20 protein-coding genes and 1 tRNA gene are annotated in these 26,319 nt (G+C 70.4%); 6 read left to right on the top strand and 15 right to left on the bottom strand.

Annotation, left to right across the window (positions count from 1 at the left end; translation table 11 throughout):
* Window positions 1-22: 22 nt before the first annotated feature.
* From NXI30_21510 to NXI30_21485, 6 genes are all read right to left on the bottom strand, one after another.
* Window positions 23-1,405: an undecaprenyl-phosphate glucose phosphotransferase gene (locus NXI30_21510; GenBank protein ID MCR9096807.1), complete on the bottom strand. Its 1,383-nt coding sequence runs from the start codon at window positions 1,403-1,405 to the stop codon at window positions 23-25.
* 127 nt (window positions 1,406-1,532) lie between these two features.
* Window positions 1,533-2,996, bottom strand: a complete 1,464-nt coding sequence (locus NXI30_21505) for a hypothetical protein (protein MCR9096806.1) — start codon at window positions 2,994-2,996, stop codon at window positions 1,533-1,535.
* Window positions 2,997-3,124: 128 nt separating this feature from the next.
* Window positions 3,125-4,360, bottom strand: coding sequence for a glycosyl transferase (locus NXI30_21500; GenBank protein ID MCR9096805.1), 1,236 nt, complete (start codon window positions 4,358-4,360; stop codon window positions 3,125-3,127).
* Between the two features lie 167 nt (window positions 4,361-4,527).
* Window positions 4,528-4,884: a PilZ domain-containing protein gene (locus NXI30_21495; GenBank protein ID MCR9096804.1), complete on the bottom strand. Its 357-nt coding sequence runs from the start codon at window positions 4,882-4,884 to the stop codon at window positions 4,528-4,530.
* 139 nt (window positions 4,885-5,023) lie between these two features.
* The gene (locus tag NXI30_21490) at window positions 5,024-6,091 is read right to left on the bottom strand and encodes a hypothetical protein (protein MCR9096803.1); all 1,068 of its coding nucleotides are present in this window, start codon (window positions 6,089-6,091) and stop codon (window positions 5,024-5,026) included.
* Window positions 6,091-8,604, bottom strand: coding sequence for a penicillin acylase family protein (locus NXI30_21485; GenBank protein MCR9096802.1), 2,514 nt, complete (start codon window positions 8,602-8,604; stop codon window positions 6,091-6,093). Before NXI30_21485 ends, NXI30_21490 begins: the two co-directional genes overlap by 1 nt.
* A gap of 255 nt (window positions 8,605-8,859) precedes the next feature.
* Between NXI30_21485 and NXI30_21480 the strand changes: the two genes are divergently transcribed.
* The 4 genes from NXI30_21480 to NXI30_21465 all read left to right on the top strand — a co-directional run bounded on the left by NXI30_21480 (window position 8,860) and on the right by NXI30_21465 (window position 11,526).
* Complete coding sequence (locus tag NXI30_21480; protein MCR9096801.1) at window positions 8,860-10,050, top strand: phosphoglycerate kinase; 1,191 nt, start codon at window positions 8,860-8,862, stop codon at window positions 10,048-10,050.
* A complete protein-coding gene (gene tpiA / locus NXI30_21475) occupies window positions 10,047-10,841 on the top strand; it encodes a triose-phosphate isomerase (protein MCR9096800.1) in 795 nt (264 codons plus the stop codon). The genes NXI30_21480 and tpiA overlap by 4 nt, the downstream gene beginning before the upstream one ends.
* A gap of 78 nt (window positions 10,842-10,919) precedes the next feature.
* Window positions 10,920-11,330: a preprotein translocase subunit SecG gene (gene secG / locus NXI30_21470; GenBank protein MCR9096799.1), complete on the top strand. Its 411-nt coding sequence runs from the start codon at window positions 10,920-10,922 to the stop codon at window positions 11,328-11,330.
* 109 nt (window positions 11,331-11,439) lie between these two features.
* Window positions 11,440-11,526 (top strand) — tRNA-Leu (locus NXI30_21465).
* A gap of 324 nt (window positions 11,527-11,850) precedes the next feature.
* On the opposite strand, the gene NXI30_21460 is transcribed toward NXI30_21465, so the two are convergent.
* Both NXI30_21460 and NXI30_21455 read right to left on the bottom strand, forming a co-directional pair.
* Window positions 11,851-12,828 carry a c-type cytochrome gene (locus NXI30_21460; GenBank protein ID MCR9096798.1) on the bottom strand — a complete coding sequence of 326 codons (978 nt, stop codon included), beginning with the start codon at window positions 12,826-12,828 and terminating at the stop codon, window positions 11,851-11,853.
* On the bottom strand, window positions 12,825-15,269 hold the full coding sequence (locus tag NXI30_21455) for a bifunctional aminotransferase class I/II-fold pyridoxal phosphate-dependent enzyme/GNAT family N-acetyltransferase (protein MCR9096797.1): 2,445 nt from the start codon (window positions 15,267-15,269) through the stop codon (window positions 12,825-12,827). The genes NXI30_21460 and NXI30_21455 overlap by 4 nt, the downstream gene beginning before the upstream one ends.
* A 215-nt stretch (window positions 15,270-15,484) precedes the next feature.
* Here NXI30_21455 and NXI30_21450 point away from each other — a divergent pair, with 215 nt between their 5' ends.
* Window positions 15,485-17,491, top strand: a complete 2,007-nt coding sequence (locus NXI30_21450; protein MCR9096796.1) for an ATP-binding protein — start codon at window positions 15,485-15,487, stop codon at window positions 17,489-17,491.
* Here the strand turns inward: NXI30_21450 and NXI30_21445 are convergent.
* From NXI30_21445 to NXI30_21435, 3 genes are read right to left on the bottom strand one after another with little or no spacing between them, the layout of a single operon-like run.
* On the bottom strand, window positions 17,488-18,906 hold the full coding sequence (locus tag NXI30_21445; GenBank protein MCR9096795.1) for a WS/DGAT domain-containing protein: 1,419 nt from the start codon (window positions 18,904-18,906) through the stop codon (window positions 17,488-17,490). The genes NXI30_21450 and NXI30_21445 overlap by 4 nt on opposite strands.
* Before the next feature lie 23 nt (window positions 18,907-18,929).
* Window positions 18,930-20,156 carry an alpha/beta hydrolase gene (locus NXI30_21440; GenBank protein ID MCR9096794.1) on the bottom strand — a complete coding sequence of 409 codons (1,227 nt, stop codon included), beginning with the start codon at window positions 20,154-20,156 and terminating at the stop codon, window positions 18,930-18,932.
* Window positions 20,153-20,791: a TetR/AcrR family transcriptional regulator gene (locus NXI30_21435; GenBank protein MCR9096793.1), complete on the bottom strand. Its 639-nt coding sequence runs from the start codon at window positions 20,789-20,791 to the stop codon at window positions 20,153-20,155. Before NXI30_21435 ends, NXI30_21440 begins: the two co-directional genes overlap by 4 nt.
* A gap of 269 nt (window positions 20,792-21,060) precedes the next feature.
* On the opposite strand from NXI30_21435, the gene NXI30_21430 reads away from it, so the two are divergent.
* On the top strand, window positions 21,061-22,497 hold the full coding sequence (locus NXI30_21430; GenBank protein ID MCR9096792.1) for a wax ester/triacylglycerol synthase family O-acyltransferase: 1,437 nt from the start codon (window positions 21,061-21,063) through the stop codon (window positions 22,495-22,497).
* Between the two features lie 78 nt (window positions 22,498-22,575).
* On the opposite strand, the gene NXI30_21425 is transcribed toward NXI30_21430, so the two are convergent.
* From NXI30_21425 to NXI30_21410, 4 genes are all read right to left on the bottom strand, one after another.
* Window positions 22,576-23,211: a DsbA family protein gene (locus NXI30_21425; protein MCR9096791.1), complete on the bottom strand. Its 636-nt coding sequence runs from the start codon at window positions 23,209-23,211 to the stop codon at window positions 22,576-22,578.
* A gap of 11 nt (window positions 23,212-23,222) precedes the next feature.
* The gene (locus tag NXI30_21420; GenBank protein ID MCR9096790.1) at window positions 23,223-23,708 is read right to left on the bottom strand and encodes a flavin reductase family protein; all 486 of its coding nucleotides are present in this window, start codon (window positions 23,706-23,708) and stop codon (window positions 23,223-23,225) included.
* A 70-nt stretch (window positions 23,709-23,778) separates the two neighbouring features.
* Window positions 23,779-25,122: an AarF/UbiB family protein gene (locus NXI30_21415; GenBank protein ID MCR9096789.1), complete on the bottom strand. Its 1,344-nt coding sequence runs from the start codon at window positions 25,120-25,122 to the stop codon at window positions 23,779-23,781.
* A 104-nt stretch (window positions 25,123-25,226) separates the two neighbouring features.
* Window positions 25,227-26,261 (bottom strand): OmpA family protein, encoded by a 1,035-nt coding sequence (locus NXI30_21410; GenBank protein ID MCR9096788.1) that lies wholly within the window; start codon window positions 26,259-26,261, stop codon window positions 25,227-25,229.
* Window positions 26,262-26,319: the final 58 nt, after the last annotated feature.

Genomic DNA, 26,319 nt, shown 5'->3' with positions numbered 1-26,319 from the left:
AATCGCGGCGCCGGATCCACGGCTATTCGCCGCGTTCGCGCAGGACCAGGGTCATCGCGAGGATCCGCAGGTCGAGCCAGAACGACCATTTCTGGACGTAGTAGAGGTCGTGCTCGACGCGCTCGTGGATCGACGTGTCCCCCCGCCAGCCGTGGACCTGCGCCCAGCCCGTCATGCCCGCGCGCACCTTGTGGCGAAGCATGTAGCCGGGGACCTCACGGCGGAATTCTTCGATGTAGGCGGGCTGCTCCGGCCGCGGTCCCACCAGGCTCATGTCGCCGCGGAGCACGTTCCAGAGCTGCGGCAGCTCGTCCAGGCTGTGTCGCCGCAGCCAGCGACCGAATCGCGTGCGGCGCGGATCGTCCCGGGTCGTCCAGGCCGGCCCCTCCGCGTCCGCGCCCCGCCGCATCGAACGGAACTTCCACATCTCGAACACGCGCCCGTCGTGCCCCACGCGCTGCTGCGAGAAGAAGATCGGGCGCCCGGAGCTCGCCCACACGCCGGCGGCGATCGCAGCGAGGACCGGAGACCCCAGCGCGAGGAGCGTCGTGCTCGCCGCCACGTCGAAGGTCCGCTTGGCCACCACTCCCCAGCCGGAGAGCGCCGTCTCCTGGAGGCCGATCACGGGGATGCCGTCCAGGCTCTCGACCGTGCTGCGAAGGCTGAAGCCATGGAGCAGATCCGGAACGACCTTCACGTTCACGACCTCGTCGGCGAGCTCGGCGGTCACCTTCTCGAAGGTCTCGGACTCGTTTCGGCCGAGCGCGATGATCAGCTGATCGACGCGCTGGCCGTGCAGGATCGACTTGAGAGCAGCCACGCTACCGATCACCGGCGCCCCCGCCACCGTGCCGCCGTGGCCCCCTTCCGACACGACACCGAGCACGCGAAGACCGGCATCCGGTCGCCCCGCGATCCGCGCGACGATCGTCTCGGCGAGCGGTCCGGTTCCGACGACGACGACGAAGCGGAGATTCAAGCCCCGCTCGCGCAGCCGCCGGAGCACGAAGCGGATCGACGAGCGCAGCGTGATCACGAAGGTCGGCGCGAGCACCGCGAAGAGCCCGAGCACCGCGCGGGAGTACGAATAGTTCCGCGCGAAGAACGAAGCCGCCGTCAGCAGCAGCAGCCCCATGAACGTCGCGCGCAGGACCGCCGACGTCTCGCCGAGCCGCGAATCCATCCGACGCGCCTCGTAGAGACCGTGGGTCTGGAACAGGACGAAGTAGAGCGGGACGATGACCGCGAGGGCCCAGACGTAACCGTCGATCTCGGGGACACCCAGGGGCACCGGCATCCCGGTCTCGAAGCGAAGCCAGTAGGCCGCGAGCCAGGCGGACGCCACGAGCACGCCATCCGCGACGGCGATCAGCGTCCGAAAGACTTCGCTGTAGCGGTAGAGCATGCGCCCGGTCCCCCCGATCCCGGGACCGGAGGGTGCCGCATCTTCACTCGAATCGCAGCGCCGGAACCGATTTCGAATCGGTTCCCCGTGAAGGCCTCCTGCGGCTGGAATCGGCCCTTCCGGACGCTCAGCGAACCGCGAGGACCAACGCCCTACGCCCGGCGCCACTTTCCACGTGGACGAGCTGGAGCCAATCCCCCAGACCGGCTGCGAGACCGACGTGCTGATCGAGACGCGCCTCGTCGATCACGAGCCATTCGGTGCCCTGAGCGCGCAGGGTCTCGCGAATCGGCGCACCGTTTCCGGACGGCAACGGAACGAATCGACCTCGCGCGTAGTACGCGACGCGAAGCTTCTGCGCAGCGACGAAGTGGCCGCTCCCCTCGGTCTCCGCGAGCCACTCGGCGGCACGACGGACGGGCACACGATCGATCCGGCGATCTCGCAGGTCGCGCGCGCCCCAGACCGCGGAGAGCGTCAGCGCGAGCACCAGCCCGACGACGACGCCGCGCTTCAGGTCGGGACGATCCGGCGCGAACCGGTCGACGATCCATCCGTGCAGCGCGCGCCAGCCCCAGGCGGCATAGACGGTCAGCGGGAGCAGCGGCGCGAGCGCGTGGCGTCGTGCGACGTAGCCCGCACCCCAGACGAGCAGGACGAGCACCGCCACGTAGGCGGCCGCCGGCAGCAGGAACGTCGCCTCCCGCACCGGCTCGAGGCGACGCCGGAGCGCGAAGACACCGAGACAAGCGAAGACCGCCATCTCGTACCGAAAGCTCGCGAGGGAGGTCCGACCGGCCCGGGACAAGGCGTCGAGCACCCCCGCGAGATCGCGGGTCGGCGGCCGCTCGATCCGCCCGCCCACGCGCTCCGACGATCGTGGCAGGGGGAGTGCCGCCCGCACCGCCGGCGAGCTCGTGTCCGAGGCGACATCGACGGCGCCGGACTCCCCCGCCGCCAGCGCGACCACGCTCTTCTTCTGGGTCAACGTGAACGTGCCGCGCGCCTCGGACAGCGCGCCGAGCAGCGGCGCCATCAGCATCCCGGTCGCCAGCGCGAGCGCCACGCATGCAACGAGCGACGCGCGCAGCCAGGCGCGGTCGCGCATTCCCCGCGCGACCAGCAGGAACACGGCGACGATCGCGAGCCCGACGCCCTCCGGCCGCACGAGATAGGCCCCCGCCGAGAGCGCGCCGCACGCGAGGGCCTGTCCGATCGTCGGGCGTGCGACCAGGCCAGCGAGGACCGCGACCCCGGACAGGTAGAGCCCGGCGTACAGGCCGTCGCTCATCACGTCGCTCGAGAAGTCGACCGCCCAGGGATGGAGCGCGACGGTGATCCCGACGAGCCAGCCGAGCCCGGAGTCGAAGGCCCGTCGGGCAGCGCAAGTCGCCCCGAGGACGGAGAGCGTTCCGCCGGCGATCGAGACGCTGATCGCGGCGGCCTCGAAGCCGACGCCGAAGAGCCGCGACACGCCGGCGATCGTCGCCGGATAGAGCGGATGGAACGGATGGGCGAGGACCGCGTCCCACCGGCCTTCGGTGATCGCTTCGGCGAGCGCAAGGAAGACCGGCCCGTCGTTGAAGATCACATGGGTCCGACCGGCCGCCCACACGCGCACGGCGACCGCGAGCAGCGCGAGGGCGCCGAACGCCAGGACGACCCGAGCCGGCGTCTCCGCTGCGCTCGCGTCTCCCTCCGCCTGCGTCGCGGTCTCGCTCAGGCCGCCGCTTCCAACGCGTCGTCCCGGACCGCCTCGGCGAGATCGTCCAGGAACTCGGGCATGGCCGAGACGACGCGGCTCCAGTTCGGGATCTGCGGCGCCCCCATCGGATCACGCACGAAGTCGAGTCCTGCGGCTCGCAGCGCCCCCGAGAAGGTCTCGACCGCGACCTCCTCCTCGTGCCGATCGAAGATCAGCCCATTGAGCTTGGCGTCGTCGCTGTACCGTGCGATCGCATCCTGCGCGGTCCGCACGTACGCGGCGATCATCGTGTTGAGGAAGCCCGAGTCGAACTCGACGCCGTAGCTCGCGAGGTTCCGGATCAAGCTGGCCGCGATGTCGCGCACCATCCGGTGGAGCCCGGCGTTCGCGTCGTGTTCCGAGAGCGCCTGGTGCTTGTGGTCGTAGTTCTCGACCAGCTCGACCTGACAGATGCGCTTCAGGGAACAGTTGCGATAGACCTCGGCGAGGACGCCGACCTCGAGTCCCCAGTCCGCCGGGATCCGATTCGCCCGCGCGAGCTCGATGGTCATCGAGCACTCGCCGGCCAGCGGATACCGGAACGACTCGAGATAGTCGAGCAGCGGCACGGGCCCGAGCACCGACTTCATGGAGCGCATGAGGGGCGTCATGAAGAGGCGCGTCACGCGGCCGTGCATCCGGTCGGACACGCGGCTGTAGTACCCCTTCGCGAACTCGTATCCCATGTTCGGGCTCGCGGTCGGATAGACGAGGCGCGCGAGCAGATCGCGGCGGTAGTCGAGGATGTCGCAGTCGTGGGTCGCGACGACGCGGGCGCGATGGGTCGCCAGGACGTAGCCGTAGGCCAGCCAGTTGGCGCGGCCCTTGCCCTCGTCGCCCGGATCGAGTCCCTCGCTTCGCAGCCGCTCGAAGAGCTGCTGGATCCGCGGTCCCTGATTCCAGATCACCGTCCCCGGCGAACCGTCGAGACAGCGCACCCGCTCGAAGAGCGCGCACATCTCCTGGTACTGGCGGAGATCCGCGTCCCCGGAGAGGCTCAGCACGCACTGGGTCAGGTAGGGAACCTGCGACAGCTCCTCGACGATCCGCTTGAGCGCGGGGCCGTGCATCTCCGAGTAGAGCGAGGGCAGGACGAGGGCGATCGGGCGCTCGGAGGCGAAGGACAGCAGCTCCCGCTCAAGGCGCGCGAGGTCGGGCGCGCCGAGCCGGTGCAGCGACGTGATCACGCCCGTCTGGTGGAAATCCGCCATGGCCGGGACGGTCGCATCCGGGCTCCCGAGGGTCAAGCAAGGCCGTGCTGCGAGACTCCCGGCACATGCAAAACGCACGCAATCCGGATGCTTTCGACCGATCGTTCCGGCGATCTCTGAGAGATCGGAGCGGTCGCCACGGCGATCCGGGGGGCCGCCCCCTCGGCCTAGAAGAGGCCGACGGGCTCGAGGGCCGGCTCGATGAACTCCTCGAGGAGGCGGACCGCTTCCGGGTCGATCTCCTGGAACTCGATGCCGACTTCCTGGGTGATCGGATCCGTATCGGTCGCCCAGACCACCGTCCCGGTGGCGACGACGGTCTGGTCGCCCACGTTGAAGGTGACGCGGAGGACGTCGCCGAGGTTGATCTCGATGCCGACCGCCTCGAAGCTGATGCCGCCGGTCGAGAGGTTCTTCGAGACGGCGAGCTGCTCCGACCGGTCGACCTCGGCGAAGGAGATGACCTGATCGGTGGCGATCCGGTGGTACTTTCGGCGCTCGGCGCCGCTGCGGCTTTCGGGCATCCGTCCCTCCGGCGGACACGGGTTCCCCGTGTCCACGCCAGCGTTTCGGCGCCGCGCCAGGGTGGCTTGAGCCCCACCGGGCTCGGCCCGGCGGTTGCAGCCGCGCTGGAGCGCCTCCAGTCGGGCTCCCGGGATGCGTTCAGAACAGGTCGAGCTGCCGGTCTTCTGCGCCCGCGGCCTCGAGCCCCTTCAGGATCAGACCTGCGCGGCGGAAGCGATGCCCCTCCAGCTCGATCCGATCGAGGAGCCCCTGGGCCGTCCGAGCCAGGGCCGCTGCGCCGGAGGCCGCCTCGCCCAGACTGCAGCTCCGGGTGACGGTCCGCTCGCCGGGGCCCGCCAGGCGCAGCGCGAGCCGTCCGGCGGAGAGGCCGTCCCGCCGCAGAGCCGCCTCGAGGCTCTCCGCGAGTCGCAGCAGGGCCGACTCGAGCGCCGCGCGGTCCGCGCCCTCGACCTCGAGGGTCTCCTCGCGGGAGAGCGATGCGGGATGCCGCCGGGTGCGCAGCGGCTTCGGGTCTTCCCCCGCCGCCAGCTGCCAGAGGGTCCGTCCGTGGTTGCCGAGCAGGACGTCGAGCCGTTCGAGCCCCAGCGCGCGGAGACCCGGCACGTCCACGGCACCGAGCTCGGCCAACCGCGAGGCGGTCTTGGGCCCCACCCCTGGCAACCGCTCGATCGGAAGCGCCAGGAGGTAGGCTTCGAACGCCGCGGCATCGACGATCGTCGCCCCCGCCTCCCCTGCGTCTTCCGCGGCGAGCCGGGCCGCGAAGCGCGCCGGCGCCACGCCCAGCCGGAGCGGAAGCCCCGTCGCGGCCTTCACCGACGCCTCGAGCCGCGCCGCCCACGCGAGCGCCTCGGGTCGTGCGTCGGGGGCGCGCATGTAGAACCCGGCCAGCCCCTCGACCTCGACCGCCTCGACCTCGCGGCGTACCGCCGCCCGCAACACTCCGGAGACCTCGCGGGCCCGGCGGATGTCGGTGCGGACCCAGCGCGCTTCCGGCGCGCGGTCGAGCGCCTCCGCGACACCCATCCCGTCGACGATCCCCCGCTCCCGGAGCGACCTGCTCGCCGCCACCACCTTGCCCCGCTTGGCCGGATCGCCCCCGACGACGACCGGCTGATCCGAGAGCGCGGGGTGGTCCCGGCGCGCGACCGCGACGTGGAACTCCGGCACCTCGGCGAAGCCGACGGGAGGAAGGGTCGCGGGGCCCATCAGGGCGCCGGCTCCAGCACCAGGCGCTCGGCGTTCTCCTCCTCGATCACGAGCCGACTCGTCGCCAGGAGCGCGAGATCGTTGTTGCGCCAGCGCCCGAGGCCGTCGGCCTCGTGGGTGTGTCCGACGTGCTCGCTCTGCCCCGGCGCGAGACTGGAGAGGAAACGATCGGGCGCGCCCAGGTCGATCGCGACCCGGTAGAGCGCGGCGCGCTCGACGTCGAAGGAGACCCCGGGACGGTGGCGCGTATAGGCCAGGGTCTGTCCGCTGCCGGCGACGGCGAACCGCCGCAACACTTCGTCCGACCCGCCCAACCGACGCAGCGGCATCCGGTGGAGCTCGCCCCAGGCCCAGCGTTCGCGGGTCGGCCCGAGTCGGTGGTTCAGGCTGACCCAGGCGTCACGCAGGCTCGCCCGGGCGGCGGCGGTGACCTCTTCCTCGTCGGTCCAGCCTCCCGGCTGCCGGAGCTTCGCCGCCCGGAGCACCAGTCGTTCGACGGCGCTCTGGGGCCGGACGTGGGGGGCCTCGAGATAGCGCTCGAAGAGTCCGTCCCCGAGCGGGGCGGCGAGCAGCCGTTCGAGCAGGTGCTCGATCACGAGATGGTAGGCGGCGGCCCCCGCGCTGTCGGCGGCCAGCTTTCCGTCCCAGCGTTCGAGCAGGCCGGCGATCTCCTCCGCCTCCACCGGCAGGTCGCCGCCGAGGCGTGCGAGACCGACGATCGCGGTGACGACCCGCGTGGACCGCGGCGCCTGCGCGTCCGCCAGGAGATCCGCCGCGCCCCGCAGATCCAGGCGGCCCCGTTCGAGACGCTCGTCCAGGACGAGCTCGAGGCGCGTCGCGCGATCCCCGGGCCGCCACAGCCACTCGGTCTGGTCGAGTCCGCCGCGCCCCGGCCACGGCTGGTCGAGGGCGAGCGCCCAGTGGCGTCCCCGCTCGCCGATCTGCTGGCCTGGCAAGGCGTCGATCGCCACCGGCTCGCGCCAGTCGAAGCTTCGCAGCCGCCCCTGGACGGGCACGAGACCGGTCGGCAGCGGCCGACTCGGCAGCCAGCCCGCCACCTGGATGCCTCCCTCCCCCGCCGCGTCGGCGTACGCGAACGCCAGCACCGGCTCGTGGTGGTTCTCGAGCACCACCGGCACGTCGCTCGCGGATTCGACGCGCGCCAGGGCGAGCATCGAGGTCAGACCGTCGCCGTCGCGGGCCCCGGTCCAGGACAGCGCCCTCGCGGCGCGATGGGCCGGCGGCGCCTCCGAGGCGGGTAGGCGCGCGTCGCCATCGTGCCAGAGCGAGTCGATCAACGGCCCGTGCCGCGTCGACCGGACGTGGAACTCGTCCTCCTGCAGGAGCCCCCGTGCATCGCGATACCGGAGCACTTCGTCGCGCTCCTCGATCGGCACCCACAGCGTCCCGTTCTGGTACAGGCCACGGCGTTCGCGCAGCGTCTCGATGAAGAGATCCGAGACCGGCGCACTCGCCGGGACGGCGGCCCACGCGAAGCCGGGGGTCCGCCCGACCCAGAAGATCGGCGAGCCCGGGAGCGTCGCGCCCGCGAGATCGAGATCCCCGGCCGCAACGTGCGCCTGATAGAGCAGGCCCGGCACCGTCGGCTCGAAGTGCCAATCCGCGACCACCGCCGGCTTGCGGCTCTCGGTCCGGGCGCCAGCCAGGACCCACGCGCCGCCGGTCGGCACACCGATGCCTTCGCAGAGCGCTCGGGTCGAGCCCATCACGGCGTCGGCGAGGGGTCCCGCGACGGTGGCGGACGGAACGGCATGCCGCGGGACTTCCGGGGCGACCCCGAAGTCGACACTCGCGCGGCCGGGGAAGAAGGGACGCGCCGGCACGCTGTCGAGGCGTTGGATCAAGTCGTCGAGCACGAGGGTGGTTTCGAGGGTCCCGCCGATGCACCACGAGAGGAGCTTCACGACGGCGATCGAGTCCGCGGGCTGCCAGTCGCCGACCCGGTCGAAGTCCTGGGCCAGGCCGGCGGGCGGCGCGACCCGGCCCTCGCGAATCCGCCGGATCCGAGCGTTCACACCCGCCGAGTAGGCCTCGAGGACCGTGCGCGACGACTCGGGCAGGCCTTCGACGACGCGGCTCGCCGTCCGTCCGATCTCGAGCAGACGCGCCAGCCGGTCCCAGCGCAAGGCGTCGCGCCCCTCGACTTCGGCGCTTCGTCCCGCCGCGCGCCGCCGCAGGAACTCCATCTGAGCGAGACGGTCCTGGGCATGGGCGAAGCCCAGGGCGAACCAGCCTTCCGCCTCGCCCTCGGCAATCACGTGCGGCACCCCGCGCCCGTCGCGCAGGATCTCGACGGGGGTCGCGAGATCCGCCAGCCGAACCGTCCCGGACGAGGGCGCGAAGCGCTCCCGGGCCGCGCGCTCTCCCGCCCCCCACTGCTGGGTCACGATCACCACCGCGACGATCATCAGGGCGCCCGCAAGCAGGCGCAGCGCGAGTCCGGGCAGCCCGGATTCACCGCCCTCCGACTGCGGCCCCTCGCCCACCGACATCCCTGCGCTCCCCCCATGACGCCCGCGACGACGCCCCCCGGTCCTCATCGGCGGACCCGACCCGTCGATCGAGTCCGTGGCCCTCCAGAACCGGAAAAAGAGAAGTCAAGTCGAGCACTTGAGAGCATAACGGAGGGCCGGTACATTGCGCGCGCCCGGGGCCCGGGCGCTCCCCGAAAGCTCCTCTCCTATCCTTCCTCGCCCGCGAGTCGGCGCTCCCCGAGCCGGCCCCGCCCTGCCACCAGGTGGACCCGCTTGCCGATCCGTTCCCTCGACGACCTGCTCGCCACCGAATCCCTCGCCGGCCGCCGCGTCTTCGTCCGCGCCGACCTGAACGTCCCGCACAAGGACGGCCGGATCACCGACGACAGCCGCATCCGCGCGTCCCTCCCCACCCTGAAGCGACTCGTCGACGCGGGGGCGAAGGTGCTGCTCGCCTCCCATCTCGGCCGCCCGAAGGGCGAGCGGAAGCCCGAGCTCTCCCTCGAGATCGTCGCCGCGCCGATCGCCGAGGCGCTCGGCGTGCGCGTCGCGTTCGCGTCGGACTGCGTCGGCACCCCCGCCGAGGAGGCCGCCGCGGGGCTCGGCGACGGCGAGATCGCGCTTCTCGAGAACCTGCGCTTCCACAAGGCCGAGACGGACAACGATCCGGACTTCGCTGCTGCGCTGGGCGCCCTCGCCGACGTCTACGTGAACGACGCCTTCGGCACCGCCCACCGCGCCCACGCGTCCACCGCCGGCATGGTCGAGCACGTCGACATCGCCGTCGCCGGCGGCCTGCTCCAGAAGGAGCTCGACGCCCTCGCCGTCGCGCTCGAGCCCGAGCGCCCCTTCGTCTGCTTCCTCGGCGGTGCCAAGGTCTCGGACAAGCTCGGCGTGCTCGAGGCCCTGATCGAGCGCGCGGACACGGTCGGGGTCGGCGGCGCGATGGCCTACACGTTCCTCAAGGCGAAAGGCGAGCCCGTCGGCAACTCCCTCGTCGAAGACGACCGCCAGGACGATGCGCGACGCATGATGGCCCGCGCCGAAGAGCGCGGCTGCGACCTCCTCCTCCCGACCGACCACGTCGTGAGCGATCGCGTCGAGGACGGCGCCGAGGCGAAGGTCGTCGAGTCGATCCCCGACGGCCTGCTCGGCGTCGACATCGGCCCCGCGACCACGGCCCGCTACGCCGAAGCCGCCGCGGGCGCGAAGACGATCCTCTGGAACGGCCCGATGGGCGTGTTCGAGATCGACGCCTTCGCGAAGGGAACCGAAGGCGTGGCCCATGCCGTCGCCGACTCGGACGCGCGGAGCATCGTGGGCGGCGGCGACTCCCTCGCCGCCGTGAACAAGACGGGCGTCGGCGACCGGATCAGCCACCTCTCGACCGGAGGCGGCGCGAGCCTCGAGTTCGTGCAGGGACTGACCCTCCCCGGCGTCGCCGCGCTGGATCGACCGGCATGAGTGGGAACTCGCGAACGCCGCTGGTCTGCGCGAACTGGAAGATGAACCAGACCGCCAGCGAGGCGGAGGCCTGGGCGAGTGCTTTCGTGGCGGCGATCGAGTCACGCCGCGCGGAGCTCGACGCGGCCTGCGAGATCGCGGTCGCCCCGGCCCATCCGGTCCTCGACCGCCTGGGGCGGGCCCTCGCCGGATCCGCGATCGCCCTCGCCGCGCAGAACGTGCACGCCGACGAGAGCGGCGCGTTCACGGGGGAGGTCTCGGTCGCGATGCTCGAGGATCTCGGCTGCCGCTATGCGCTGATCGGACACAGCGAGCGCCGCCAGCTCTTCGGCGAGCGCGACGCCGGAATCGCCGCCAAGGCCGAGCGTCTCCAGGCCTCCTCCGTCCGCCCGATCCTCTGCGTCGGGGAGACCCTCGACGAGCGCGAACACGACAAGACCCTCGACGTCGTCCAGACCCAGCTCGGCGCCGCGCTGGATCGCGCGACGGGGCTCGGGGACGAGCTGGTCGTGGCCTACGAGCCGGTGTGGGCGATCGGAACCGGCAAGACCGCGACGCCCGAGCTCGCCCAGGAAGTCCACGCGGCCCTCCGCGCGGCCCTGGTCGAGCGCCTCGGCGACGTCGGGACCCGGATTCGCCTTCTCTACGGCGGTTCGGTGAAGCCATCGAACGCAGCCGAGCTACTCTCGCAGCCCGACATCGACGGCGCCCTGGTCGGTGGAGCCAGTCTGGACCCCCAGGACTTCGCCCACATCGCCCTCGCCACGCTTTCCATCCCCCGAGCTTCCTGACCTCGAGCCTTTCGACGACGCCGCCCCTCGCACGGCGCGGCGCCCAACCGACAAGATCGCCCCCCGATTGGAGTTTCCGTGGAGACCTTCATCTACGCCCTGCATTTCATCGTCTGCCTCGTGCTGATCGGCGTCGTCCTGCTCCAGCGCGGCAAGGGCGCCGACCTGGGCGCGAGCCTCGGCGGCGGCGGTGCGAACACGATCTTCGGCAGCCGCGGCGCCGGCAACTTCCTGACCCGGATCACGACCGCCAGCGCGATCGTCTTCATGGGGACGAGCCTGACCCTCGCCTACCTCGGCTACCAGAGCTCCGACGTCCGGCTCTTCGACGAGACCCAGCCCTTCGACGTGGAAGTCCCGACCGACGCCGCAATCGAGGAAGCAGGCGGACTCGAGGAGATTCCGGCGGAGACCGGGGGGCTCCAGGAGATCCCCGCCGAGACCGGCGGCCTCCAGGAAATCCCGGCGGCGGAAGTTCCGTCCGAGTAGATCCCAGGGGCCCGAATCCCGCGCGTTGCCGGTGGCTTGCGCGCCCGGATTTCCGGTCCCGGAACCCTGTGCGCGTCTGCGAACCTTCGGTATGATGCGCGCCCCCGGTGCGGCGGTGGCGGAATTGGTAGACGCGCCAGCTTGAGGGGCTGGTGGGCTTCGGCCCGTGGAAGTTCGAGTCTTCTTCGCCGCACCATTTACCCCTTGTCCGTGGCGCCTTGGTTCGCCGGCGCCGTGCGGGACGAGGGAGCGCATCGCCTACCTGGATGTGCTGGCCCGGGCGCTGCGTTAGCCCCTTGTCCGAGGCGTCTTGGTTTTCCAGCGCCGTGCGGGACGAGGGAGCGCATCGCCTGCCTGGGTGTGCTGACCCGGGCGATGCGTTAGCCCCTTGTACGAGGCGCCTTGGTTTCCCAGCGCCTTGCGGAGCGAGGGAGCGCATCGCCTGCCTGGATGTGATGACCCGGGCGCTGCGTTTACCCCTTGTCCGAGGCGCCTTGGTTTCGCATCTCGCCTGGTGGTCTCAGCGGGACGCGACGGCGGCGGCTCGTGAGGGCTCGCGTTCCGAGCGGAGGTAGCGCCAGAGGGCGCGGGTCTCGAGGTCCGTGAGGGCGGCGAAGCCGGGCCAGGGCATGTAGTCGCGATCCAGCGCGCGGCCGTCGGGCGTCGTCCCTTCGCGCATGGCCCGGGCGAAGTCCATCTCGCCCCACCCCTCCATCGCGTCTTCCCCGACGAGCGGCGGCGGCGGCGGCTCCTCGGGCAGCGCGAGGGGATGCAGGCCACCCCGGAGATCCGCCTTGTGGCAGACGCGGCAGTTTCCGAGCGCGACGAGATAGGCGCCGTACTCGGCGGTCGGCGAGGCGTGGACCGACACTCCGGGTGGACCGTTCAGGCGGTGGCTCGCGCGGGATTCCTCTGCCGCGAAGATGTCGTCGGCGGCACCGAGCGCGACGATCAGCCGAGTCATCCAACCGAACCGGGTTGCCCGCGGCGTGCGGTCGATCGGCGGGACCTCCGCGAGATAGTCGATGATCGCGAGGAGGTCTTCGTCGGTGGCCTGGGACAGGCCGATGGCGGGCATGAGCACGAGCGAGCTGCCGTCGGGGCGAATGCCGTGCCGCATCGCCCGCACCCAGTCGGCACGGGAATAGCGGCCGACGATCCCGCCCCGCCCGGGGGTCAGGTTGGCGGAGTCGATCCGCCCGAGCAGCGGATCGTCCGCGATCTCGCGGCCGCCGAGGTCGGTCCCGTGACAGAACGGACACTGGGCGACGGCCGTGACGAGATGACGACCGCGGGCGCGAGGATCGTTCGCGTCCGCGCGCCCGAGCGTGGGCTCGACCACTTCGAGGTCGTAGCGGCGCCCGAGCGTGGACTCGACCGCGTCGAGGTCGTAGCGGCGCCCGAGTGCGCGATCGCTCGCCCAACGGATGCCGGCCGCCAAGCCAACGAGGACGACCGCAGCGATCGCGATCCCTCGCCGAACGCGGCGGGCCGTCACGACGCCGCGCGAATCGAGACCTGCGCCACCGCATCGGTCGCGAAGTGATCGTCGAGCTCGACGTACATCGTCGTCTCGACCCGACGGGCCCCGAAGCGACGCTTCTCGAGCCCCGCGCCATAGCCGAAGTGCACCGCCGACTTGCCCGAAGCGCTCGCACAGCGAACCACGTCGCGCAGCATCTGACGATACAGACCGCGATCCGCCACATAGTCGTAGTCCATGCCCAGGAAGAGCGGCACGTAGACCGACTGCCCCGTGTATCCGAACCCGAAGCCCACGATCTCGGCTTCGGGAACGCCGCGGGGGCGGAAGATCGACAGCTCGAAGTCGGGCGCCCCCACCAGCGCCTCGAAGAGCGCGCGCGGGATCGGGAACGTGTTGATCTCGAGCGAACGTCGGCGCACGTTGTCGTAGAGCGCGTGAAGACGATCGAGGTCGACCGCTTTCGCGGCCTCCCCCGTCAGGACCTCGACTTCGTAGGTCTCGTCGAAGGGCTGGACCGCGCGCCGCTGGTGCAGCCGCCCCTTCGCACTCAGACGCGCGAGGAGCGCTTCGTCGTCCGCCGGTGGCTCCTCGAGGACCCACGAATCCGGCCCGGACATCCGGAGCCAGCCCTCTTCCTCGAGTACGCTCGTCGTCTCCTCATCGACTTCGCAGAAGTCGCGCAGGACGCGCATCTCGCAGCCGAGGACCTTGGCGTCCTCCCGGACGGTCTTGAACAGGAGGCGCAGCGCCTCTCGGGACGCGGGCGACGTCACGTCGTCCCGCAGCCACAGGTGCTCGCCTTCGGACAGGAGATGACCCATCGCGTAGACCCACTGGGTCAAGTGGTAGGGATCCTCGGCGCGACGCCGCTCGACCTCCTCGGAGACCTCGGCACTCGAAAGGATGTCGGCCTTCCAGAGCGCCTTGGTGAAGCACGTCGCGAGGACGGGCTCCCCGGCAGCGTCCCGCACCAGGTAGTAGCGGAACTCCCAGCGCTCCTCGGGCTTGCCGGCGCCGGCGAAAGCCTTCTCGAAGCAGCGCATCGCGGCCGACGTCAGACAGCCGCGATCGCTCATCAGCCGGTCCCACTCCCGCAGGTCGAGCTTGTCGACCGTGTCGGCGACTTCGAGACGAAGCGCACCCTCGCCCTCCTCTTCGGCCGGTGTCTCGCGGGGCCGCCGCCTGCGCGCGCGCTCCGGGATCTCGAGGCCGAAGGTCTGCGAGACCTCTTCGGGGCTCGAGCCGCCCTCGCGGACCGCCGCTTCCCAGTGGGCGGCGATCGCGGTCATCAGGCATTCGATGTCGTCGAGGGTGTGGTGGCGGGTGAGCAGGAAGCGGCCACCGCTGCGACGCACCGGAAGGGCCGGAAACTGCGCCGGATTGATGTAGAAGCCCTCGTCGATCAATCGGCGGCAGAGCGCGTGGGCCGCCCGCACGGGACCGAGGGCGACGAGCCCGACCGGCGTCTCGGGCGACGACGTCATCACGACACCCTGCGCCGCAGCGACCGCGTTCCGGTGCGCCATACGCAGACGCAGGTCCGCCTGGAGCTGCTCGATCTCGTCGCTCAGATGGATCTGCGCCGAGGCGAGCGCCGCCCCCAGGATCGCCGGCTGGAGCGGCCCCCCGAAAACCATGGTCGGGCCGTAGCGCTGCACCCGTTCCCGCGTGCGCTGGTCGGGCAGCACGATGATCCCACCGCCCGTGCCGAAGCCCTTCGCCAGCCCCGTGGTCAGCACAACCTGCGGATGGCCGCCGAGGTCGTCCTTCACACTGCCCGAGCCGTGGGTGCCGCACCAGCTCATGCCGTGGGCATCATCCACGTAGAGCCGCAGATCCGGGTGGGCGTCGAGCGTGCGGGCGATCTCGGCGTTCGGCGCGAGGTGCCCGGTCATGCTGTTCACGCCGTCGGCGACGTACCACACACGACGGTGCTTCTCGGAGAGCGTCGTCGTTCGGTCGGCGACCCGCTCGAGATCGTTGTGCGGCACCAGCTCGACCGGTACGCCGTCGGCCGCCACGACCTTGCAGGCCATCTGGAGGCTCGAGTGCGCGTGATGGTCGAGCAGGATCGCGTCTTCGGGATCGACCAGCGTCGGGATGGCCGCGAGGTGACCGAGGGTCGTGGTCGGCGCCACGACGAGCGGCCCGTCGAAGATCTGCGCCATTCGCGTTTCGAACTCGAGATAGAGCGACGACGAGAGGTAGGCGCGCGACGCGCTCACCTGGATTCCGTGGGCGTGAATCGCGTCGACCGCCGCCTGCTTGAGGCGTTCGTCGAGCTCCAACCCGAGGTAGCTGCAGGAAGCGAAGTTCACGAGCCGACGGCCCGAGATCGTGACCTCCCGGCCGTCGGTCTTTTCGTCCTCCGAGCGACACCCGGCGACGCCGGCCGAATAGGCTTCGCCCACCAGCCGGTCCAGGAACTCGAAGCGGTCGCCGTTCTGGCGCATGACGTTCACCCCCTTGCGTCGAATCTCCGGATCGCGGGATCAGGGGCCGCGGAGCCTTCGTCAGCCTCATCGGAGGTGACAGAAATCTCTTGAGTGAAACGCTCTTGAAAGATGCTGGCCCATCGAAAATGCGCGATTTCGGGGAGGCGGCGCGTCTCGGGAAGCGAGCTAGACTCGTTCTCATACCAGGTATCAGTCGAAGCTGGGGGGCTTTGATGACGGGTGTTTCCGCAAGACTGGTGGATGTCGTGCTCTCCGCTGCCGAGCAGCGGGGCATCGATACGTCGGTGCGGGTCCGCGAACTCGGTGTTTCTCCGGAGCCGCGACGAAAACCGTTCGCGCGGATCGAGTGGGACGCCTTCGCCTCCCTCTGCGAGTTCATCGCCGCAGCGCTCGGCAGCGACGACGCCGTGATCGATTTCGGAGAATGCGTCGCCCCGTCCGAGTCGATGCCCGTGTTCCGGCTCCTCGGCCTCGTCGTCACCGACCCGATCGACCAGTACGAGATCGGGGCTCGCTGGCTCGGCCCCTCCCTGATGCCGATGATCGAAGGCCGCGTCGAAGTCCTGCCGGACGGCGTGATCGTCGAGCGTCTCCGCATGCTCGAGAGCCACCGCGAATGCCGAGCCGTCATGCTGATGCTCTGCGGCTATTTCCGCGCCTCCCCCACGGTCTGGGGCGCACCGCGCGCGGAGGTCCGCGTCGACCTCGTGCCCGGAGGCGCCGACTACGCGATTCGCGCGCCGCGCCGAGCGAAGGGACGGATCTCGCGCCTCGTCGATCGGATCCGAGGCCGGGCCGCTCTGCAGACCGTGCTCAGGGAACTCGAAGGCCAGCATTGGGACATCAACGACAGCTACCGCGAGGTCCGCGCCGCGCACGATCGCATCGCGCTGCAGGCGCGAGCGCTCGCACGCGTCAACGAGATCGGCGCCGCGCTCTCCCAGCAGATCGACCTCGACCACGTCGCGACGACCCTCGGTCGCGTCCTGACCGACGACCTCGACTTCACAGGCGCCGAGATCGAGATCCGCCTGGACGACCCGGACCCCTCGGAATCGGTTGCGGAGAATGCGGCCCCCCACGAGCAGCGACCGCGCTATCGCCGCTCCTTCGGCGAGACGGGAGGGGAACCGAGCCATCGTCATGCGCTCGAGAACGCGAGCGGCCCGTTCGGCAGACTCACGCTCTGGCGCGAAGCGGATGCCGCGGCGATCTCGGGCGACCTCGAGCCGACCGGATCGATGCTCCTCCGGCGATTGCTTCCCTGGATCGCCATCGCGCTCGACAACGCCCGGGCGTACCGCCGCCTCGAGGATCACGCCGATCAGCTGGAACAGCGGGTACGCGAGCGAACCGCCTCGCTGATCTCGGCGAATCACCACCTCGTCCGCGAGGTCGAAGAACGACGCCGCGCGACCGAGGCGCTCGACGAGTCCGAGGCCCAGCTCCGCGCTTCGGAGCGGCTCGCCTCGGTCGGCACCCTGGCCGCGGGAATCGCCCACGAGATCAACAACCCGATCGGCTCGATCCTCGCCGCGGCGCAGTTCGCGCAGGTCCTGGAGAACGACGAAGGCAGCCGCGCCGAGATCGACCAGGCCCTCGAGGACATCGTCCGAGAGGCGAAGCGATGCGGCGGAATCGTGAAGAGCGTCCTGCAGTTCGCGCGCGACGAACGCACCGACAAGTGGGACTGCCGCCTCGAGGAGATCCTCCGTCGGACCGCCCGGCTGGCCCAACCCGAGACCGAGGCCGAAGGCGCGCAGCTCGAGCTCCACCTGCCGCCCGCGCCCGTGTGGGTCCACGTCAATCCGATCCAGATCGAGCAGGCATTGCTGAACCTGATCCGGAACGCCCTCGAGGCGGGCGGGGCCCACGTCCACGTGCGCGTCGACGCCGACGACGAGCGGGGCCTGGCGAGGGTCCAGATCGACGACGACGGCCCGGGGATCCCGGAAGCCGAACGCGTGCGGATCTTCGAGCCCTTCTACACGACGCGACGCGAGGAAGGCGGGACCGGCCTTGGCCTCTCCGTCGTCCACGGCATCGCCCGCGAGCACGGGGGCCAGCTCAAGGTCGAATCCAATGCCGCTGGCGGCCTGGCGGTCCTGCTCGAGCTTCCGCGGGTCCAGGGGCCGGCGGTCGCCCTCGAAGACAAGCTCGAGGAAAGGCGCGAGGACAGGCGCGACGGCGTGGTCACCGAGCCGGGGCCGAAAGGCTAGGCGGCGCCGACCGCCCGAAGCGCCGGTCCATTCGCGGCTGCGATCGCCGCCAGCTCCGCCACCTCGCCGTCGACCGCGTCGCGCAGGCGACGCACGTCATCGACGATGTGTGGATCGGCGTTGAACGTGAAGAAGAACGAGCCCGCGTACGAGAGGACCGTGATCCCGAGCCCCGACGAGTCCTGCAGCGGCAGGACGCCGTAGCACTCGACCAGCCGCGCCCCGTCCAGATAGAGCGGCTGCTGCGGCCCCGGACTCTGGAGGATGGCGAGCTGTCCGTGCTCGATGTGCTTGAGCGCGCGCGCGCCGATCGCGAGGCCGCGCGCCGCGCCCCAGTGCTCACCCGACACGAGCACCTCGGCGCGGGCCAGGTCGGCCTCGGCGCGGAGTCGTCGCGTCTGCTCTGCGAGGATCGCCTGGCGCCCCTCCCCCGACGGCTCCCAGAGCGGCAGCTCGACCGTCCAGGGCCGCGCCTCGTCGCCGGAGGCCTCGAGGATCGGGGTGATGCCCCGAAGGTCCACGGCGGTCGGGCTCACCCGGAGCTCCTGAACGAAGCGCCGAAGCGCCCCGCTCACGATCGTGAGGATCACATCGTGCACGGTTCCACCCAGTGCCTGCCGGATCGCCTGCACCTGTCCGAGGTCGACCTCCTGGACCGCGAAGGAGCGGTGGGGGGAGAGGTTGCCGTCGAAGGGCGACTCCCCCGCCGGCCGGAGCTGATAGCCCATGACCTTGAGCACCTCGGCCGCACGCCGGCGCACCTGGCGCCCTGCCCGTCCCGGCGTGGTCGCGAACTCGACCGCGCGGGCGAAGGCCTTGCGGGACGGGCTCCAACGGCGGATCACCTCGGACGTGAAGAGCTCGACCGGCGACGGCGCGGGTCGCGTCGCGAAGCGTCCGGGCGGGGGCGTCTTCTCGTCGGGGTCCGCCGTCAGCAGCGCGCGGAAGAGATCCGCCCCCTCGAGATGGGCGAGCGCCTTGTGCATCTTCAGCACGAGCGCGAAACGACCGCCCTCGACGCCTTCGATCACCCAGCAGTCCCAGAGCGGACGCGACCGGTCGAGGCGCGTCGCGGCGATCCGCGCCGCCGTCCGACACAGCTGGTCGTGATCGCCGGGGCGCGGAAGACTCGACTGACGCAGGTGATAGTCGAGATTGAACTCGCGATCGTCGACCCAGACGGGGTGGTTCTCGATCGGTACGCGCCGGAGCTTCGTCCGGAGCCGCGGCAGCTCGGGCAGCCGGGCCTCGACGATTCTGCGGATCTTCGCGTAGTCCGCCCCGCCCTCGGGCGTCGCCAGCGGCCCACCCTCGAAGACGAGGATCATCGCCGTGTGCTCCCGACGACGGGAGCTCTCGCGCTCCAGATGGTGCGCGCTCTCGTCCGAGAGCCGCTCGTAGTAGACGCGTGCCACCGGGTTCTCCTCCCGCGCGGGGCCTAGCCCGTCGCGCGCATGTCCTCATCGACCACGAAGGGCGCCTCGCCGGGACCGAAGAGATGCCTCGCCGCGATTCCACGCAGGAAGGGCTTGAGCTCGGGCTTCATCGACGCCATGACGTGCCCCGAAGAGAGCCACTCGATCGAGGGCTTGTCCCAGTGTCGCCAGAGCGCGCGGGCCTGGTCCGGGCGCGCGACGCGATCCGCGACCCCCGCGTAGATGTACCGCCGATCGACCGGCACGCGCGGCGCGAAGGTCAGCGGCGAGACCGGGTAGGTCACCTCGTAGACCAGCCCGTAGTCGGTCTGCATGTCCCCACCGTAGGCCTGATAGGCCCACGGCTCGTTCTCGCGGGCCAGCGACGTGAAGTCGACGGCGGGGATCCCGGCGACGACGCAGGCGAGATCGTCGATGAAGGCCGAGGCCAGGCTCACGGTATAGCCGCCGAGCGAGATGCCATACATCCCGACGGGCGACGCGCTTCGCCTGCGGATCCAGTCGACCATGCGCCGGATGTCCCAGACCGCCTGGCTGAAGAGGTGGAGGACGTTGGCGAACTCCGGCTGGAGCAGCCCCGCCCCGCTGAAGCGGGTACTGGACCGCGGGCCGTGGAGCGGGAGGACCGGCATCAGGACGTTCAGTCCGAGCTCTTCGTGGAGCCAGTCCGCCGCGAGGCCTTGGACGTTCGTGCTGGGCTGGCCCATGCTGAAGCCGTGGACGCAGACGAGCCAGGGCCGGTCGGCCCCTTCGTGCTCGAGGACGTAGGCGGCCGCCGTCCCGTTGTCACCGTGGGCGAGCCAGCGTTCGCGACCCGGCTCGCCCGGGTGCGGCTCGTACTCGCTCTCGAAGACGAGCTCCTTGAATCGGGTCGTGCCGCGCAGCCCGGTCGTCTCGCGCTCCGTCATCTGCCCCGCCCGCAGCGGCGGCGGCGTCATGTGGTAGCCCGACGGGTCGGCATACCAGCCGCGGGTCTCGATGAACTCGCGCATCGCGAGCAGCTCCTGGTGCCCGCGTCGAACCTGCTGCGACTCGGGCACCCCGACCAGCATGCTGACCAGGAGCGAGAAGCTCCCGTCGAGCAGGGTCTCGGCGATCAGGCCGGCGTTGGGCTCGACGGCCGGGACGTCGCGGTAGCGCTGCTCCCGGCGGAGGACCGCCGCCGTATCGCTCGCCATCGCCGCGATCTCGATCGCCGGCGCGGTCAGCCAGCGAATCAGGCTGCTCATCCCGCCTCCCGGAGCTCCGTCGGCTCCTTGCAGACGAGTCGCAGAAGGCGCTGGAGGAGTCGGTCTCCGATCACGTCGGCGTCCTCCTCGCCGTTCTCGAGGGCCTGGACGACCTGCACGCGGGTCATCGCGCGGATCAGGAGCGCCATCTCGGCGGGATCGTCGTCGTAGAAGACGCCGTCCGCCGCGCCGGCTTCGAGCATGTCGATGTGGGCACGCTGGCCATCGTCCCAGAGCAGCCCCGTCTCGTGCCCTTCCGGTCGCATCGCCCAGGAAGTCTGGCTCCGCACGTGGATCCGCGACCAGTCGCGGTGGTCCACCAGGTAGCGGACGAAGGCGCGGGTGCCCTCGATCAGCTGCTCGAGGGGCGTCTTCGCGGCGGCGTGGGCCCGGGCGACCGCCTCGAACATCTCACGACCGCGCAGCAGCATGATCGCGTTGTAGAGCTCCTGCTTGCCCGGGAAGCTGGCGTAGATCGTCTTCAACGAGACACCGGCCTCCGAGGCGATGTCCTGCATGGTGGCGGTCTCGAAGCCCTTCTCCCCGAAGACGCACTCGGCGCTCTCGAAGATCAGGTCCTGGTACATGCGCGTGCGCGCGTCCTCGAGACGCGACGGCGCCTTCTTCTTCGGCACGGTCTGGCTCCCCCATCGATCCCGGGTCGAAAGACCGACCCTCCGCCCCCTCTCCGGGCGGGCCCGAACGAACCGTTCGGTTTTTCCTTACGACCAGCACGCAACTGATCGCCGGGAATTGTCGCTGAAGTCCGGGAAATTTGCCATCAACCAAATAAAACGACTGGAAATCTTTTGGAAAACTCGTATTTTCCTCGCTGCACACCGACGATTTCCCGCCCGGGATCCCGCTCGGGACCTGGAGCCACCCGGAAACGAGGAGAGCCCCCATGCAACAGCTCACGACCCAGGACGCGATCTTCCTCTCGATGGAGACCCCCGAGCTCCCCGGCCACATCGGCGGTCTGGCCTTCCTGGCCCCGACCGACGGCCACGACTTCTCCTACGCGACGTTCGTCGATTTCGTGCGCGACCGACTGGGCTCGGTCGACCGGTTCGCCTGGCGCCTGCAGGAGGTGCCCTTCGGTCTCGATCGCCCCTACTGGGTGCGCTGCAAGGACTTCGATCCGGCGGACCACGTCCACTCGATCCGGATCCCGGCCCCCTACTCCGACGAATCCCTCGCCCAGCTCGCGGGCCGGATCTTCGAGCGCCCGATGGATCGCTCGCAGCCGCTCTGGGACATCGTGCTGATCGAAGGCCTCCCGGGCGGTCGCTTCGCCATGCTCTGGCGCATGCATCACTGCCTGATGGACGGCGCTTCGGGCGCGAACCTGTCCGAGCAGCTCTTCGATATCGCACCCGACGCGAAGCGGGACACGCCGGTCAGCGTCGAGGACGCAGCGGTCGCCGGCGAGCCGGTCTCGGATCGCCGCATGTGGGCGAACGCGGCGCGCAACGCGGCGGAGCTTCCGGTCCGCCAGGGCAGACTCCTCGGCAAGCTGGTCGAGGGTGCGGTCAAGCGCCGACGCGCGGAGACGAAGGAGACGCCGAGCGACGCCAAGGGTGACGCCCTCGCACCGACGGCGCTCTGGAACGGCGTGGTCGGCCCCCATCGCCGCGTGGCCTGGTCCACGGTCTCGCTGGACGAGGTGAAGCGTCTCAAGAACACGCTCGGCGTGACGGTCAACGACATCGTCCTGGCGATCACCGGGGGCGCCGCCCGCGACTACCTGAGCGATCGGGAGGCGCTGCCCGAGAAGTCCCTGCTCGCGATGGTCCCCTGCTCCACGCGCAAGGCCGACGACAAGTCGCTGGGCAACAGCATCACGGATCTCGCGATCACCTGGGGAACCGATATCGCCGACCCGATCGAGCGCGTCGCCACCATTCACGAGCACGCCACCGCCGAGAAGCAGCGGGCCCAGGGCGACGCACTCCCCGGCGTCCTCGAGATCATCGGCGAGGTGATGCTCCCGGGCGTCGCGAACCTCTTCGCGCGCGGCTCCGCGGCGGCGGGCGACAAGATGCCGCTGCCGACGAATGCCGTCGTGTCGAACGTGCCGATGACGCCGTTCCCGCTCTACATCAACAGCGCGCGGATCGAGCAGATGGTGCCGATCTCGCTGCTCGGGCCGACCCAGGGGATCAACCTGACCCTGCTCAGCTACTGCGGAGAGATCCACTTCGGCCTGGTCTACGACCCCGACCTGCTCCCCGACGCCTGGGAGTTCGTCGGTCGTATCCCGAAGAGTCTGCTCTCGCTCCAGGAAGCCGTTTCCCGGGAGTTCGAACACGACGTCACGCGATCACTCGCGGAGGGGTGAGCGGCGCGCGGCGGCGCCTCTTCTCCATTGGAGTGCGCCGCTGCCGCCGATCCCCCGACCCGTCCCCGTCGCGACGGATCAGCCGACCTCGACCACACCTTCGCCGCGTTCGAGGCTGCGATCGATCCAGCGCCGGTAGAGCGCCTCCGGATGGGCGCCGACGATCACGGCGTCGTTGTCGATCCGCTTGATCGCCGGGACGCCGTTCGCGCCCTGGGCCTGCGCCTCTTCGTGGTCGCGAAGGACCTGCGCTTCGATGGCCGGCTCGCGACTGATCGCGAAGTCGGCCTCCGCGAGGTCTTCGGCGGCCCAGAGATCCTGGAGCACCTTCTCCGACGAGATGTCCCGGTTGTCGGTGAAGTAGGCCGTCATCAGGCGCGCATGCATCCTGCGAAACGCCTCGGGCCCGACCCGGGCCGCGGCCTTGGCGACGCGATGGGCGGGCACGCTGTGGCTGGGCGGCGGATCGTCCGAGGCCCAGACGTTGAACTCGCCGGCCCCGGGCTCGGCGCCGATCCTGAGCCAGTGCTCGGTGTACTTCCGGAACCGCTCGCGATCGCGGTTCTTCTTCTCGACCGGCCGGAGCAGGTAGCTGCGCCACTCGATCTGCAACCGCCCCTCGTACGCGTCGACCAGCTGCCAGAGCGTGCGCGACGCGTTCCAGCACCAGGGGCAGAGATAGTCGGACCAGGCGATGAAGCGGACGGCCTGCACGTCGTCCGGCCCTACCCCTTCGGCTCGAAGCGGCCGTATCCGCCCCGGAAGTAGAGCAGCGGCTGCCCCTCGTTCACCGTGCTCGACTCGATCTCTCCGACGCAGAGCAGGTGATCCCCCGCGTCGTGGACGGCGACCAGCCGGCAATCGAGGTTCACGAGGGCGCCCTTGATCAGCGGTGCCCCGGTCTTCCCCTCGAAGGTCTCGACCCCGTCGAATCGATTCCACTCGTCCTTCTTGGAAGCGAACTTGTTGGAGAGCGCGTCCTGATCGACGCGAAGCACGTTCACGCCGAAGTTCTCTCCCTCCTGGATCATCGAGGTCGTGTGCGACGTCTTCGAAGCACAGACGAGCGCGAGGGGCGGATCGAGGGAGGCGCCGCTGAAGTCCGAGACGGTCATGCCGTGGATCTTGTCGCCCGCGCGCGCGGTAATCACCGTCACGCCGCTCGGCCACGCGCCCATCGCGGCGCGGAACTCGTCTGCATCGATCGCCATCTTCGGTCTCCCTACGCGTCCCGTTCGGCCGGTCTCCGCTCGGCCGGGCCCGGGTGCGGCGAGAAGCCTATCACGCCTCGGCCTTCACGGGAGTCGACTTCGGGCCCTGCAGGAACCCGAGCACGTAGGGTCCGACGACATCGAGCGGACGGATCCCCGGCGCGAGCTCGGCCGCCAGGCCGTACAGGAGGGAGAATGCGCGACCCCAGGCCACCAACCCGTCGGGCAGGCGGAAGCTGCGCAGCACCCACATGTGCTCGCGCATCTTCGAGAAGTAGTCCTGGAAGTCGATCTCCATCAACTCGCTCGGGGTGAGGTTGAAGTAGGCGGGATCGAAGGAGATCTTCGCCAGGTCCCGCGCCGCCTCGCGATCCTCGTCCCGCAGGATCCCGATCTGGATCATGCTCTCGACCCAGAGATCTTCGTTGCGCGTGACCGCCGCGAGCACGTTCTGCCGGACGCCGTCCATCACGTCCGGGGCGATCGACTCGTTCATGCCGAAATCGATGATCGTGACGCGTCCCTCGAGATCGACCATCAGGTTGCCGGGATGGGGATCGCAATGGAAGAAGTAGTCGCGGAACATCTGGTGGAGGAAGGCGCGGGTCGCCGTTTCGACGACGTCCTGTAGGTCCACGCCGCGGGCGGCCAACGCTTCGGCGTCGTTGATCTTGTCGCCCTCGATGAACTCCATGGTGAGCACGCGCCGCGCCGTGGTCTTCCAATAGATCTCGGGGATGCGCACCTTCGCCGCGAGCTCCGGGTCCTTGGACAGATTCGCCTGGACCCGCTCCGCGGCGCGGCCCTCGGCGGTGTAGTCCATCTCACCGCGAATGGACCGGGCGAGCTGGTCGTGCACCGAGAGAAGGTCCGGCGGGACGAGCGGGTTGAAGAGCCAGAGGGCCAGCCGCGCCATCCGAAGATCGACCGCGACCGAGCGCTCGACGCCCGGATAGAGGACCTTGATCGCGATGTCGCGGCCTTCGTGGTCGCGACCGCGATGGACCTGCCCGAGGCTCGCGCTCGCGACGGGGGTCCGTTCCACCGACGCGAAGAGCACGTCCGAGGGCTCGCCGAGCTCCGCGCGGAGCTGGATCTCGACCTCCTCGAAAGGGTGCGGCGGGACGCGATCCTGGAGCCGAACGAGCTCCCGCGTCATGGACTCGGGGACGACGTCGATCCGCAGGCTCGCGACCTGCCCGAGCTTGATCAGCCCGCCGCGATAGCGCGATGCGACGTCGACGAATCGCTTCGCAAAGCGCTCGCCCCGCACGTCGAGCCACCCGGCATCGCGGTCGAGCCAGCCCCGACGGACCCCTCGGTGGCACAGGTAGACCCATGCCCCGTGCACGATCAGCGTGAAGAGCACCGCAGCGCGGGCGGCGAGAGCAGTATTCGACGGCCCGGCGTTCATGGGAGTCTTCAACCTGGCCGCCATCAGAGTCTTCAACCTGGCCGCCATGAGAGTCCTCAACCTGGCCGCCATCAGAGTCCTCAACGTGGCCGCCACGAGAGTCGTTATCCTGGCCGCGTCGATTCCAGAGGCGCGGTCGGCTCCTCCACCCGGCGCGGCGCCGGCTTCGCGGCCGGCGGAGCCTCGGCTGCGGCCGCGGCCGGCTCCGACGGGACCCTAGCCGCCGGCTCGGGCGTTGCCTGCGACTGCGCGGGCGGAGCCGCATCGACGGTGCCCGGTGCGGCCGGGACCGCCCCCGCCTCGGTCTCGACCCGGATCGAGCCTTCCTTCGGCAGGAGCCGGATCTCGATCCGTCGATTGAGGGCACGATTCGCCGCGGTGTCGTTCGGCGCCACCGGCTCGTTCGCTGCGAGGGAGACGGCCGCCAGGCGATCCCCGGCCACACCCTGCGATTCGAGCAGGCGGACGACCCGAGAGGCGCGCGCGGCCGCGAGCTCCCAGTTCGTCGGGAACCGTTTGGCGAGCGTCCCGCGAATCCGTCGGTTGTCCGTGTGGCCGCGCACCTCGACGTAGTCGTCGAGCCGCTTGATCTGCGCCGCGACCTTCACGAGCACGTTCCGTCCGATGTCGTCGAGATTCGCGGAGCCCGAGGCGAAGAGGACGTCGTCGGAGACGTTCAGGCGAAGCCCTTCGCGGAGACGCTCGATCTCGATCTGCCCCGCCGCGACCTCCGACTCGAGATCCTCGACGAGGCCGTCGTAGGTCGACTGCATCGCCGCGAGCTCGGCCTCCCGCGCCGCGAGCTCGGTGGCGACGCGAAGGTGGGCGTCCCGTTCGGCGCCGAGGTCGCGATCCAGCGTGTCCGCCCGCTCCTGCAGGCGCTCGAGGTTGCTCGCCAGGGAGGCCCGCACGACCCGCTCGTCCTCGTAGGACTCCTGGGCCTCGACGAACTGCTCTTCGAGGCTGTCGCGCTCGATGCGCGCGCGAGAGAGCTGGTCGTCGAGGGCATCGCGCTCCCGCTGGAGGCGATCCCGGTCGTTCGTGACCTCGACGTAGGCGCCCCGCGTCACGCAGCCAGCCACAGGAATGGACAGCGCGACGACGAGCAGACCCGGAAGGAGGCGGTGCAGCGATGTCATCGAAGGTCGGAACTCCCGCCCTCCGGCGCGCCGGAGGAGCTTCAGCGGGGGGGGTGTC

The organism is bacterium (assembly GCA_024742285.1).
GTDB lineage: Bacteria > Myxococcota_A > UBA9160 > UBA9160 > UBA4427 > UBA4427.
The sequence above is the reverse complement of the archived record's forward strand: the minus strand, read 5'-3'. Positions and strand labels throughout refer to the sequence as shown.